The sequence below is a fragment of the Streptococcus sp. FSL K6-1323 genome (assembly GCF_038630745.1).
Classification (GTDB): domain Bacteria; phylum Bacillota; class Bacilli; order Lactobacillales; family Streptococcaceae; genus Streptococcus; species Streptococcus salivarius_D.
This window is the reverse complement of record NZ_CP152039.1, coordinates 2,088,631-2,102,759: the sequence shown is the minus strand read 5'-3', so window position 1 is coordinate 2,102,759 and position 14,129 is coordinate 2,088,631. Positions and strand designations below refer to the sequence as shown.

Here is a 14,129-nt window from a genome sequence, read left to right as displayed (position 1 = left end):
TAGGAGCTGAGAAATCAGCCCTATTTTTATCAATATAGAAAAGAATATTATGACAGAAACAAAGAAAATTCTAAACATAGCCTTGCCTGCTATGGCCGAAAACCTTCTACAAATGTTGATGGGGGTTGTCGATTCTTACCTAGTGGCTCAGGTGGGTATTATCGCTATATCGGGGGTTTCCGTAGCCAATAATATCATTACGATTTACCAAGCTATCTTCATTGCTCTAGGAGCCTCAAGTGCCAGTGTCATTGCTAGAAGTCTAGGAAAAGGTGATGAAAAAGCGACTAACCGAGACACTTGGGATGCTATTATTATTACCCTTGCTCTTAGTCTCATCCTTGGTCTACTTTCCATTTTTGGTGGTGGGGCCATTCTTAATCTTTTAGGTACTGAGCAATCTGTGACTCAGGCTGGTAGTCTCTACCTTGCTCTTGTCGGTGGAGGAGTGGTCTTCTTAGCCTTGATGACTACTTTTGGTAACATCCTACGAGCCAAGGGACGACCTCGTATTTCCATGGTTGTCAGTCTTTTGACCAATGTTCTTAATGCTATTTTATCTTCTTTAGCTATCTTTGTTGGACATTGGGGGATTGTTGGGGTCGCTACAGCTACGGTTTTCTCTCGTCTGGTTGGGACAGTGATACTCTGGCAAGCGATGAAACTAGATGTGAAGCAGCTTGAAATTACCAAACCTTTTAATAGAGAGTTGTTGGGGATTGCACTGCCAGCAGCAGGTGAACGACTGATGATGCGTGCTGGAGATGTGGTCATCGTGGCTATTATTGTTACCTTTGGTACAGCCGTTGTCGGTGGTAACGCCATTGGTGAAAACCTCACCCAGTTTAACTATATGCCTGGTATGGGAGTCGCAACGGCTACGGTTATCTTGGTTGCCAATAGTCTGGGTCGAGGGGATAAGACGCAGATGAAGCGTATTATACGAGAGTCTTATTGGATTTCCACCTTCTTGATGGTTCTGGTTTCAGGGAGTATCTTGCTCTTTGGCCAAGGATTATCAGGTCTCTTTACAGATAATAAAGCAGCTATTGCGGCTAGTCAGGTAGTTATTCTTTATTCTTTCCTTGGGAATCCTGTGACTTCGGGGACTTTAGTTTACACAGCAGTTTGGCAAGGTCTGGGTAAGGCTAAGATGCCTTTCTATGCGACAACTATTGGGATGTGGATTATTCGAATTTTCTCAGGATACTTCCTTGGGGTGAGTCTGGGAATGGGTCTTGCTGGTGTCTGGATTGCAACCGTTGTTGATAATGTATGGCGTGCGATTTTCCTCTACGTGATGTACCGTCGTTATCTCGTAAAGAGAAAGTTTTAATGATAAATACTGAGAAGATACTCTTATTCAAAGGGTATCTTCTTCTTATTTTTTACAAGTAGGCTCGAATATGGTAAAATAAGCTGATAAAAACTTTTTGAGGTAGTAATTATGACTGTAAAAATCAATACAAAAGATGGTCAAATCGAATTGTCAGATGATGTCATCGCAACAGTAGTTGGCGGTTCAGCAACAGAAATTTTTGGCGTTGTCGGTATGGCAAGTAAGAGTGCTATCCGAGATAATTTTCAAGCACTTCTTGGAAAAGAAAACTACGCAAAAGGAGTTGTCGTGAAATCTACTGATGCAGGTATCACTGTGGATGTCTACACTGTTATGAGTTACGGTGTTAAGATTAGTGAGGTTTCAAAAAATATTCAAGAACGTGTGAAATTTAATCTTGAGAATCAACTCGGTATCAAGGCTGAAACAGTAAATGTTTACGTTCAAAATATTAAAGTCGTAGGAGAAAACTAGTGTCTAAAATTACAACAAGCTTGCTTCAGGAGATGGTCCAAGCGGCAGCAACACGTCTAGGTAAGCAAGCAGAATATGTGAATTCACTCAATGTCTTCCCAGTACCAGATGGAGATACTGGAACAAACATGGGAATGACTATGGATAACGGAGCCAAAGCTGTCGCAGATCAATCAGCTTCAACAGTTGGTGAAGTTGGTCAGATTTTGTCTAAAGGTCTTTTGATGGGTGCCCGTGGTAACTCAGGTGTTATCACGTCACAATTGTTCCGTGGATTTGGTCAAAGTATCAAGGATAAAACGGAACTTGACGGCCAAGATCTAGCTCATGCCTTCCAAGCAGGGGTTGAAGTTGCTTATAAAGCTGTTATGAAACCTGTCGAAGGAACAATCCTTACAGTATCTCGTGGTGCAGCTTCAGCAGCGATTAAGAAAGCTGAATCTACAAATGATGCTGTTGAGGTTATGCGTGCAGCTCTTGACGGAGCTAAAGCTGCCTTGGCTAAGACACCAGAGATGCTTCCAGTTTTGAAAGAAGTTGGTGTGGTAGACTCAGGTGGTCAAGGTTTGGTCTTCATTTATGAAGGTTTCTTGTCAGCCCTCACAGGTGAGTATATCGCTTCAGAGGACTTCCAAGCGACACCAGCTACTATGACAGAGATGATCAATGCAGAACATCATAAGTCAGTTGCTGGTCATGTTGCAACAGAAGACATTACTTTTGGTTACTGTACGGAAATCATGATTGGTCTCAAACAAGGTCCAACTTATGTGAAGGACTTTGACTATGAAGAGTTCCAAAATTACTTGAGCAACCTTGGGGATTCTCTCCTTGTTGTTAATGACGATGAAATTGTCAAAGTTCACGTCCACACTGAGGATCCAGGTCTTGTCATGCAAGAAGGTCTTAAATATGGGGCTCTTGTCAAAGTTAAGGTTGACAACATGCGTAACCAACACGATGCACAAGTTCAAAAAGAAGAAGCTATCCAAGCTGCACCTTCTGCTCCTAAAGACTTTGCTCTTATTGCAGTTGTTGCTGGAGATGGGCTTGCAGATATCTTCAAATCACAAGGTGTTGACTATGTGATTTCAGGTGGTCAAACAATGAACCCATCAACAGAAGATATTGTTAAGGCTATTGAGCAGGTTAATGCTAAGAATGTTATCATCTTGCCAAACAATAAAAACATCTTTATGGCAGCACAATCAGCTGCTGAGGTAGTAGATGTCAATGCGGCAGTTGTTGAAACGCGTACAGTACCACAAGGCTTTACAAGCTTGCTTGCTTTTGATCCTAGCCAAAGTATCGAAGCGAATGTTGAAGCTATGACAGCTAGTCTTTCAGATGTAACAAGTGGTAGCGTGACCTTGGCGGTACGTGACACAACTATTGACGGACTTGAGATTCATGAAAATGATATCCTTGGTATGGTTGATGGTAAGATCCTTGTGTCTACACCAGATATGGATCAAGCCCTTCTTGACACTTTTGACAAGATGATTGACGAAGACAGTGAAATTGTTATGATTTATGTCGGCGAAGAAGGTAATCAAGAACAAGCTCAAGCACTTGCGGAAAAATTGGAAGAGGCTCACGAAGGTATCGAAGTTGAAATCTTCCAAGGAGACCAACCAGTTTATCCATACCTCTTTAGTGTTGAATAATATTGAAATAATCATTTAGGAAGTCTTAGAGCTTCCTTTTTGTTTTGTCAGTTTTGATACGGCTGGGACATCTTTTCGAAATTACAGAAATATTCTGAAAATTCCTTGACATTACTTTCCAAAGTGGTAACATATGTTGTAAGAAATTTTATAGATTGAAGGTAACATCATGAGAAGTGATATGATCAAAGTTGGTGTTGATAAGGCACCAGCACGCGGACTTTTGTATGCGACTGGGCAAGTTAAATCTGCCAAGGATATGCAAAAGCCCTTCATTGCTATTTGTAACTCTTATATTGATATTGTTCCAGGGCATGTTCACTTGCGTGAATTAGCAGATATTGCCAAGGAAGCTATCCGCGAGGCTGGCGGTATTCCTTTTGAGTTTAATACCATTGGTGTGGATGATGGGATTGCCATGGGGCATATTGGGATGCGTTACAGTCTTCCATCTCGTGAATTGATTGCCGATTCTGCAGAAACAGTTATTAATGCCCACTGGTTTGACGGGGTTTTCTATATTCCTAACTGTGATAAGATTACGCCAGGGATGATTTTGGCAGCCATGCGTACTAATGTGCCAGCAGTATTTTGTTCTGGTGGCCCTATGAAGGGTGGCGTTGACATGACTGGTCATCAAGCGACGCTATCAAGTTTGTTTGAAGCTGTAGGTACCTATCAGGCTGGAGATATGAGCAAGGAAGAGCTCGATTATTTGGAGAAAAATGCTTGTCCAACTTGTGGTTCATGTTCAGGGATGTTTACCGCTAACTCAATGAACTGTTTGATGGAAGTTTTGGGTCTTGCCCTTCCAGGTAACGGTACTATCCTAGCTGTCTCAGATGAACGTCGTGAATTGGTTCGTCAAGCAGCCACAAAATTGATGGATAACATCAAAAATAATGTTCGCCCACGTGATATTGTGACCAAAGAAGCTATCGATGATGCGTTTGCTCTTGATATGGCTATGGGTGGTTCAACCAATACTGTTCTCCATACCCTTGCTATTGCGCGTGAGGCTGGTATTGATTATGACCTTAAGGACATTAATGAAATTGCCAAGAAGACACCTTATCTCTCTAAAATTGCCCCTTCAAGTGTTTACACCATGCATGATGTGCATGAAGCTGGTGGTGTTCCAGCCATTATCAATCAGTTGATTAAAAAGGGAGCCATTAAGGGTGATCGTATTACAGTTACTGGTAAAACCTTGAAAGAAAATGTAGCTGGTGCTGAAATCAAAAATGAAGAAATTATCCATCCGATTGAGCATCCTATTTCACCAGTTGGTGGTTTGTCTATTCTTTACGGAAATATTGCTCAGGATGGAGCTGTTATCAAGGTTGGTGGTGTAGATCCATCTGTTAAAACTTTCCGCGGTAAAGCTATTTGTTGTGATTCACAAGATCAAGCCCTTGAGTTGATTGACAATGGAACAGTTAAGAAGGGACATGTCGTTGTCATTCGATACGAAGGTCCTCAGGGTGGTCCTGGTATGCCAGAAATGTTGGCACCAACTTCTAAGATTGTCGGACGCGGTCTTGGTAAGGATGTGGCACTGATTACGGATGGCCGTTTCTCAGGAGCTACTCGTGGTATTGCTATTGGTCACGTTTCTCCAGAAGCAGCAGAAGGTGGTAATATCGCCCTAATCGAAGATGGCGATGAAATCGTGATTGATCTTCCAAACCGTACTCTTGATCTGCTTGTCGATGATGTAACCCTTGAAGAACGTCGCAAACATTTGAAACCTTTCAAATCAAAAATTTCAAGTGGTTGGTTGCGTCGCTATACAGCCTTTGCTAAATCAGCCAATGTCGGCGGAACTTTGATGAGTGACGAAGAATTCGAAGAACGTAAAGCAGAACGTCAAGCACAAGAAAAAAACTAAGAACATTCTTTCCGAAGAGTTTGTGATATTTTTCTCTGAAACCCTTGCAAATTTGGTTAAAAATGTTATCATAGTATACAAGGTTTTGAATTTTTAGACAATTCGAAAAAAACAACTACTAAAGGAGGTCCATGTGAAGAAAATTGAACTTGAAGAAGCACGCTCTGGTGCTGATTTGATTCTTGATACACTTCTTGAACTTGGGATTTCAACTATCTTTGGATATCCTGGCGGAGCGGTTCTTCCTTTGTATGATGCTATTTACAAAAATGACAAGATTAATCATATCTTATCTCGTCATGAGCAAGGAAGTCTGCACGAAGCTGAAGGTTATGCCAAATCAACTGGTAAACTCGGTGTTGCTCTTGTAACGAGTGGTCCTGGTGCCACTAATGCTATTACAGGGATTGCAGATGCTATGAGTGATAGCGTACCTCTCCTAGTCTTTACTGGTCAGGTAGCAACATCAGGTATTGGTAAGGATGCCTTCCAAGAGGCTGACATTGTCGGAATTACCATGCCGATTACAAAATACAATTATCAGATTCGCGATACAGCTGATATTCCTCGTATTATTAGGGAAGCGGTTCATATTGCAACAACTGGTCGTCCTGGTCCAGTTGTTATCGACCTCCCTAAAGATGTCGTAGCTAAGGAAACAGCCTTCATCAACGATCCTGAAATTAATCTTCCAAGTTACCAACCGACGCTAAGACCAAACGAAATGCAAATCAAGAAAATCTTGAAGCAGTTGGGGAAAGCTAAGAAACCGGTTATTGTAGCTGGAGGTGGGGTGTCTTATTCTGAATCTGCTAAGGAGCTAGTTGCTTTTGCAGAACGCTACCAAATCCCAGTTGTCACAAGTCTTCTAGGACAAGGGACAATTGCTACTAGTCATCCCCTTTTCTTGGGTATGGGTGGTATGCACGGTTCATATGCGGCTAACATTGCTATGACGGATGCTGACTTTATGATTGCTATTGGTTGTCGTTTTGATGACCGTTTGACAGGTAATCCTAAAACATTTGCTAAGAATGCTAAGGTTGTCCATATTGATGTAGATCCAGCTGAGATTGGTAAAATTATTGCAGTGGACCTTCCAGTTGTTGGTGATGCTAAGCAAGCTCTTGAAATGCTCTTAGCAGAACCAGTGGTTCAGAATAACACTGAAAAATGGATTGAAAAAGTCACAAAAGACAAAGAACGTGTACGTTCTTACGATAAGAAAGAACGTATGGTACAGCCTCAGGCAGTTATCGAGCGTATCGGTGAATTGACTAAGGGTGATGCCGTTGTTGTTACTGACGTTGGACAACATCAAATGTGGACAGCTCAGTATTATCCATACCAAAATGAGCGTCAACTGGTGACCTCAGGTGGTCTTGGAACAATGGGATTCGGTGTCCCAGCAGCAATTGGTGCTAAAATTGCTAATCCTGATAAAGAAGTTATCCTCTTTGTTGGTGATGGTGGTTTCCAAATGACGAACCAAGAATTGGCTATCTTAAATATTTACAAGGTGCCAATCAAGGTTGTTATGTTGAACAACCACTCACTTGGTATGGTACGTCAATGGCAAGAGTCCTTCTACGAAGGGCGTACATCAGAGTCTGTCTTTGATACCCTCCCAGATTTCCAATTGATGGCTCAAGCTTACGGCATTAAGTCCTACAAGTTTGATAATCCAGAGACAATTGATCAGGATTTGGAAGTTATCAAGGAAGACGTACCAATGTTCATCGAGGTGGATATCTCTCGTAAAGAGCATGTCTTGCCAATCGTTCCGGCTGGTAAGAGTAATCATGAAATGTTGGGGGTGAAGTTCAATGCGTAGAATGTTAACAGCTAAACTTCAGAACCGTTCGGGTGTCCTTAACCGCTTCACAGGTGTTCTTTCACGACGTCAAGTTAATATTGAAAGTATCTCTGTAGGGGCTTCTGAGGATCCTAACGTTTCACGTATTACGATTATTATTGATGTGAATTCTCAAAATGAAGTGGAACAAATCATCAAACAGCTTAATCGTCAGATTGATGTGATCCGTATCCGTGATATCACGGATCAGCCACACTTGGAACGTGAAGTTATCCTAGTTAAGGTATCAGCACCAACCTCTAAGCGTGCTGAAATCTTGGCGATTATTCAACCTTTCCGTGCTTCGGTGGTTGATGTGGCACCAAGCTCTATCACTATCCAGATGACTGGTGATGCTGAAAAGAGCGAGGCGCTTCTACGAGTTATTCGTCCTTACGGAATCAAGAATATCGCTCGTACGGGTGCTACTGGATTTACCCGTGATTAAAAAATCCAACCTAAATTTGTTAACCCAGCCTTAAAAAGGCAATAAAATATTTTTTAGAAAAGAGACATATTACTATGGCAGTTCAAATGGAATATGAAAAAGACGTAAAAGTAGCAGCACTTGACGGTAAAAAAATCGCCGTTATCGGTTACGGTTCACAAGGTCATGCGCATGCACAAAACTTGCGTGATTCAGGTCACGATGTGATCATCGGTGTTCGTCCAGGTAAATCATTTGATAAAGCTAAAGAAGATGGTTTTGATACTTACACAGTAGCAGAAGCAACTAAATTGGCTGATATCATTATGGTTTTGGCACCAGATGAAATTCAAAAAGATATCTATAAAGATGAAATTGAGCCAAACTTGAGTGCAGGCAAAGCTCTTGGTTTTGCACACGGATTTAACATCCACTTCGAATTCATCAAGGTTCCTAAAGATGTTGATGTCTTTATGGTTGCTCCTAAAGGACCAGGTCACTTGGTACGCCGTACATATACAGAAGGCTTTGGTGTTCCTGCACTTTACGCAGTATACCAAGATGCTACAGGTAATGCTAAAGATATCGCTATGGACTGGGCTAAAGGTATTGGTTCTGCACGTGTTGGATTACTTGTAACAACATTTAAAGAAGAAACTGAAGAAGATTTGTTTGGTGAACAAGCGGTTCTTATGGGTGGGTTGACACACCTTATTGAAGCTGGTTTTGAAGTCTTGACTGAAGCAGGCTATGCACCACAATTAGCTTACTTTGAAGTGCTTCACGAAATGAAATTGATTGTTGACTTGATCTACGAAGGTGGATTCAAGAAAATGCGTCAATCATGTTCAAATACTGCAGAATTTGGTGACTTTGTAACTGGTCCACGTGTCATCGGTCCAGAAGTCAAAGAAAACATGAAAGCTGCCCTTGCTGATATCCAATCAGGTAAATTTGCACGTGAATTCGTTGAAGACCATGATGCTGGCTTCCCACGTTTGAAAGCTTACCGTAAAGAAGCTGAAGAGCTTGAAATTGAAAAGATTGGTGCTGAATTGCGTAAAGCAATGCCATTCGTTGGTCAAAACGACGATGACGCATTCAAAATCTATAACTAATGTGATAGTCTCAAAAACCAGTTTAGTACTGGTTTTTTTGTGTTCTGAAGAGAGTAGTTGGTAATCAATCCTACTGCTCTTTTTTGGCTTGAATATACAATATAAGTGCACAATAAAAACTCATAAGATTTTCTAGTAAAATAGAATTGAACGAACTAGTTACGAAAGGAAATCTTATGAGCTACCATCATTTTACCATAGACGAGCGTGAAAGTATTCTCATTTACCGTACGCAAGGCCTAAATTTTTCTCAAATTGCTAAGTTACTTCATCGTCATCCATCTAGTATTAGTCGTGAGTGGAAGCGCCATACAAAATCAGGAGCTTATTCTCCAAATCATGCACAGGAATCGTACCATAATGCCAAATCACACTGTGGGCGGAAACGGATGCTTGAAATAGATCACAATTTAAGCAATACCATCAAACATCTATTTCTCGATTACCAATGGTCTCCTGAAGAAATAGAAGGTCGGTTGCGCTTAGAGTATGGGAAAACTGTTGTTAGTTATCAAACAATCTATAGAGCCATTTATCGAGGACATTTTGAGGATAACTCATTATCTCATGGTGCTCGTGGTGTCATTCGTAAACTTCGTCATCGTGGGAAAACACGTCATACAAAAGGTCATGTTGAAAATAGAGGGAAAATATCCATTTCTCATACAATTCACGAAAGACCAGAAGAGGCTAATAATCGAACTAGAATAGGAGATTGGGAAGCCGATACTGTTGCAGGTAAAACTGGAAAAGCTTGTTTAGTGACTCTAACAGACCGTTATTCTCGTTTTCTAAAAATCAAAAAGGTAGCTGTTAAGAAAAGCAAGTTGGTAATAGAAGCTATGGTAAAACTGTTAGAACCCTTGACGAAGTATACAGTAACTCCTGATAGAGGGAAAGAATTCACGTATCATCAGAAATTGAGTGATCAATTGAACATTGAAGTCTATTTTCCTGACCCTCATGCTCCATGGCAACGAGGAACCAATGAGAACACGAATGGATTACTTAGAGAATATTTTCCAAAGGGTAGTGATCTAACATTGGTTGATGATCAGACTATTCAGCTATGGGAGAACAAACTTAATAATAGGCCACGAAAATGTCTTAACTGGAAAACACCTTATGAAGTATTCTATGGGGAAAGTATGCACTTAATTTGACAATTCAAGGGTAAAAAAAAACTCACTCCATTAAGGAGTGAGAATAGCCATAAAATTAGTAAGTCAAGACAAAGTTTTTCTTCTTACCGCGACGGATAACAGTAATTTCATTATCAATTTTATCTGCATCTGAGAGGGTGTAATCCAAGTCTTGTACACGTTCACCATTGATGTAGATAGCACCGTTTTGGACATCTTCACGTGCTTGGCGTTTAGAAGGTGAAATCTTAGCGTTGACGAGAAGTTCAACGATGTTCAGATTTTCATCTCCTGAGATCTCATAAGTTGGGACACCGTTAAGGGCAACTTTAAGGTCGCGTGCTGAGAGAGCTTTAAGATTACCAGCGAAGAGTTGTTCAGTGATGTGAACAGCTTGTTCGTAGGCATCTTTACCGTGAACCAAGGTAACAACTTCACGAGCCAAAACCTTTTGTGCTAAACGTTGGTGACGAGCTTGGTCAAATTCTTTACCGATTTCTTCGATTTCTTCAAGTGACAAGAAAGTGAAAATCTTCAAGAAGCGAACAGCATCGTCATCCATAACATTGAGCCAGAATTGGTACATTTCGTAAGGTGTTGTTTTAGTAGCATCAAGCCAGACAGCGTTACCTTCAGATTTACCGAACTTTTTACCAGTTGAATCTGTGATAAGTGGAACTGTAATGACGTGTCCAGATTTATCTGCTTTACGACGCAAGAGCTCAGTACCTGCTGTCATATTACCCCATTGGTCAGAACCACCAATTTGGAGGGTTACGCCGTACTTATCGTTGAGTTCATAGAAATCGTAACCTTGCATGATTTGGTAGGCAAACTCAGTGTAAGAGATACCTGTTTCAATACGTTTCTTAACAGATTCCTTACTCATCATGTAGTTAACTGTGAAGTATTTACCCACGTCACGCAAGAAATCGATGAAGCTGACTGAACCAAACCAATCGTAGTTGTTGACCATAACGGCTTTGTTGTCGCCATTTTCAAAATCAAGGAAACGAGAGAGCTGACCTTGGATTTTTTCAACCCAACCTTCAACGGTTTCTTTGGTTTGGAGGCTACGTTCAGCATCTTTAAATGATGGGTCACCAATCAAACCTGTTGCACCACCAACGAGGGCGTAAGGTTTGTGTCCAGCCAATTGAAGTCGGCGACTTGTAAGGATAGCTACAAGGTGTCCAAGGTGGAGACTGTCTGCTGTTGGGTCATAACCAGTGTAGTATGAGACTGGTCCCTCTTCAAAGGCTTTTACAAGGGCTTCTTCATCTGTGGTTTGAAAAATCAAGCCACGTGCTTTTAGTTCTTCAAAAATTGTCATGATATTCTCCAGTAAAGTATATTCTGCACCATTATACCAAAAGAAAGTAGTCCTATGCAAGCTTTGTCAAAGTTTGTTATAATAGGCTTTGAGGTATTTCTATGAATTTTGAAAAAATAATAAATTATTTTAGACGACTAGGGCAGGCTATTCGCACAAGGTTTGCTGGTTTTAGGTCTAAAAGAGGGGATAAATCTTTTAATGAAAGGAAATCTACGACTGATTCTAAGTGGAATCGTAAGCAAGGGAGAAAGTCGCCTGAGGACCGGATGACACTCTTAGACATGGGCGATGTTTTCTTAAAAACCTTAAAGCTTTTGTCTGATTTCTTTTATGTGGTTATTATCGTCCTTACCTTGTTCGGTGCAGGAATTGGTTTGGGTTATTTGGGGAGTCAAATTGAGACTGTTCCGTCGATTAAGGACAAAACCTTGTTGAATCAGATTAGTGAGGTTAGTTTGGTATCTTCGATGAGCTATTCCGATTCTAAGAAGATTGCGGATATTGATACTGACTTGCTGAGAACACCTATTGAGAGTGATGCGATTTCTAACAATGTCAAAAATGCCATCATTGCGACTGAGGATGAAAATTTTAAGAAGCATAAGGGTGTTGTGCCAAAGGCAGTATTTAGGGCTTTGGTGTCATCAGTTTTGGGAGTTGGCTCTTCAAGTGGTGGTTCGACGCTAACGCAGCAGTTAATTAAGCAACAGGTAACAGGAGATGCACCAACCTTTAAACGTAAGGCGGCAGAGATTATCTATGCCTTACAATTGGAGCGTCGTGTTTCTAAAAATGAAATTTTAACCGATTATCTGAATGTTTCTCCTTTTGGACGTAATAACAAGGGGAAAAATATTGCTGGTATTGAGGAGGCTGCTCAAGGTATCTTTGGCGTATCTGCAGCGGATTTGACAGTTCCTCAGGCTGCCTATCTGGCAGGTTTACCACAGAGCCCAATTGTCTACTCACCTTATACAGCTGATGGACAATTAAAAAACGCAGAGGATCTTTCTTATGGCTTGGCACGTCAACAAGATGTACTCTACAATCTTTATCGCGGTGGCTATCTAGATAAGTCGCAGTACGAAAGCTATAAGAATTATGATATCACTAAAGATTTCAAGGCTGGTGAGAAGTCTGATGCCGTAAGTCATGACTATTTGTACTATTCTGTCATGTCTGAGGCTCAGGGTGTCATGTATGATTACCTCGTTAAACATGACAAGGTATCGAGTCAAGAGTTGAAAAATGATAAGACAAAGGAAAGCTATCGTGAGAGGGCTCTTCAAGAGCTCCAAACCGGTGGCTACAGCGTTAAGACAACTATTGACAATGCAGTTTATAATGCGATGCAAGATGCTGCGAGTCAATATGGTGGCCTCCTTGACCAAGGAGGTAATAGTGGAGTTGAAGTCGGAAATGTGCTCATGGATAATGCGACCGGAGCAATTCTAGGATTTGTTGGTGGTCGTAGTTACGAAAATAACCAAAATAACCATGCCTTTGATACGGCACGCTCCCCAGGTTCCTCTATTAAGCCTATTATCGCTTATGGAATTGCTATTGATCAAGGTTTGATGGGTAGCTCAAGTATCCTTTCTAACTACCCAACTAATTTTACGGGTGGAACGCCTATTCTCCATGATGGTGATAAGGGTACAGCTATGATGAACCTACAAGAGGCACTCAATACCTCATGGAACATTCCAGCCTTTTGGACTTATCAAATGCTTCAACGTCATGATGTTGATGTTGAGGGTTACATGACCAAGATGGGTTATAAGATTGCTAACTACAATATCGAAAGTTTACCTCTTGGCGGGGGAATTGAAACTACGGTTGCCCAGCAAGTAAATGCCTATCAAATGCTTTCCAATGGTGGCGTCTATGAGAAGGGCCATATGATTGATAGTATTACTGACCGGACTGGCGAAGTTATCTATCAGCATAAATCTGAAGGAGTTCAAGTTTTTTCAAGAGCTACGGCTAGTATCATGGATAACTTACTCAAAGAAGTGGTAGTTAAAGGAGCAACAACTCAATTTCATTCTGAATTGAAAAATGTCAATGGTGCAGCAGCCTCAGCGGACTGGATGGGTAAAACAGGAACGACAGATAACTTTGCGGATGCTTGGCTGATTGTGTCAACGCCTGGTATTACTCTTGGTGGTTGGGCCGGATATGATAATAATACACCAACCAATTCTAAAACGGGTTACATATATAATTCCCAATATATGGCTCGTTTGACTTCCGCTATCTATAATGCTAATCCAGGTATTTTTAAAACGGGAGATAAGTTTAATATCGATTCAAGTGCCATTAAGGCAAGTGTGCTTAAATCAACAGGTCTTAAACCAGCAACAGTGTCTGTCAATGGTCGTAATGTTTCTGTAAGTGGTGAAATGGTTGATACTTACTGGGCTAAAAATGGACCTGGAGATACGACTTACAAGTTTGCTATTGGTGGAACCGACAGTGACTATCAAAAAGCCTGGTCTAGCATTCTTGGAGGGCATTAGGAATTGCCAAGAAAACTTGCAAAAAAGTAAAAAATTAGGTATAATATAGACAACTATTTGTCGTCTTACTTGGTTGAAATATTGTCCAATCAAGAGATACAGCAGTTAAATCAACGTTTTTTCGGTCAGATTTAGCTGCTATTTTTGTGCTTATTTTTAGGATTTCCAAGTGTTGTAACGCATGTTTAAAGGTTCTAAAAATTCACAGATTAAGTTATCGCTTATCATTAATCAGTTAAGTGGATCTTAGTGTTTAATCACTTGTCAATGGGACAAGCAACTGAAAAAGGCAGAAGACAAATATTTAAAGTGCACGACTTGCAAAGCAGGTCTCGAATGTAGAAAAGGAGTAGAAGAC

Annotated in this window: 10 protein-coding genes; 9 read left to right on the top strand and 1 reads right to left on the bottom strand. The window is 40.9% G+C overall.

Annotated elements, in window-relative coordinates:
* Positions 1-49 precede the first annotated feature (49 nt).
* From NST80_RS09850 to NST80_RS09815, 8 genes are all read left to right on the top strand, one after another.
* A complete protein-coding gene (locus NST80_RS09850) occupies positions 50-1,336 on the top strand; it encodes an MATE family efflux transporter (protein ID WP_118172204.1) in 1,287 nt (428 codons plus the stop codon).
* Between the two features lie 111 nt (positions 1,337-1,447).
* On the top strand, positions 1,448-1,813 hold the full coding sequence (locus tag NST80_RS09845) for an Asp23/Gls24 family envelope stress response protein (RefSeq protein ID WP_002885694.1): 366 nt from the start codon (positions 1,448-1,450) through the stop codon (positions 1,811-1,813).
* Positions 1,813-3,480, top strand: a complete 1,668-nt coding sequence (locus NST80_RS09840; RefSeq protein WP_014632536.1) for a DAK2 domain-containing protein — start codon at positions 1,813-1,815, stop codon at positions 3,478-3,480. The genes NST80_RS09845 and NST80_RS09840 overlap by 1 nt, the downstream gene beginning before the upstream one ends.
* 169 nt (positions 3,481-3,649) lie before the next feature.
* The gene (ilvD, locus tag NST80_RS09835; RefSeq protein ID WP_002887027.1) at positions 3,650-5,371 is read left to right on the top strand and encodes a dihydroxy-acid dehydratase; all 1,722 of its coding nucleotides are present in this window, start codon (positions 3,650-3,652) and stop codon (positions 5,369-5,371) included.
* Positions 5,372-5,504: 133 nt separating this feature from the next.
* Positions 5,505-7,205, top strand: a complete 1,701-nt coding sequence (locus NST80_RS09830) for an acetolactate synthase large subunit (RefSeq protein WP_002887026.1) — start codon at positions 5,505-5,507, stop codon at positions 7,203-7,205.
* The gene (gene ilvN / locus NST80_RS09825) at positions 7,198-7,674 is read left to right on the top strand and encodes an acetolactate synthase small subunit (RefSeq protein WP_002887025.1); all 477 of its coding nucleotides are present in this window, start codon (positions 7,198-7,200) and stop codon (positions 7,672-7,674) included. The genes NST80_RS09830 and ilvN overlap by 8 nt, the downstream gene beginning before the upstream one ends.
* 74 nt (positions 7,675-7,748) lie before the next feature.
* Positions 7,749-8,771 (top strand): ketol-acid reductoisomerase, encoded by a 1,023-nt coding sequence (ilvC, locus tag NST80_RS09820; RefSeq protein ID WP_002887024.1) that lies wholly within the window; start codon positions 7,749-7,751, stop codon positions 8,769-8,771.
* A gap of 176 nt (positions 8,772-8,947) precedes the next feature.
* Positions 8,948-9,934, top strand: a complete 987-nt coding sequence (locus NST80_RS09815) for an IS30 family transposase (protein ID WP_013990693.1) — start codon at positions 8,948-8,950, stop codon at positions 9,932-9,934.
* A 55-nt stretch (positions 9,935-9,989) separates the two neighbouring features.
* On the opposite strand, the gene tyrS is transcribed toward NST80_RS09815, so the two are convergent.
* On the bottom strand, positions 9,990-11,246 hold the full coding sequence (gene tyrS / locus NST80_RS09810) for a tyrosine--tRNA ligase (RefSeq protein WP_002887023.1): 1,257 nt from the start codon (positions 11,244-11,246) through the stop codon (positions 9,990-9,992).
* 101 nt (positions 11,247-11,347) lie between these two features.
* Between tyrS and pbp1b the strand changes: the two genes are divergently transcribed.
* Positions 11,348-13,771 carry a penicillin-binding protein PBP1B gene (pbp1b, locus tag NST80_RS09805; protein ID WP_013991270.1) on the top strand — a complete coding sequence of 808 codons (2,424 nt, stop codon included), beginning with the start codon at positions 11,348-11,350 and terminating at the stop codon, positions 13,769-13,771.
* Positions 13,772-14,129: the final 358 nt, after the last annotated feature.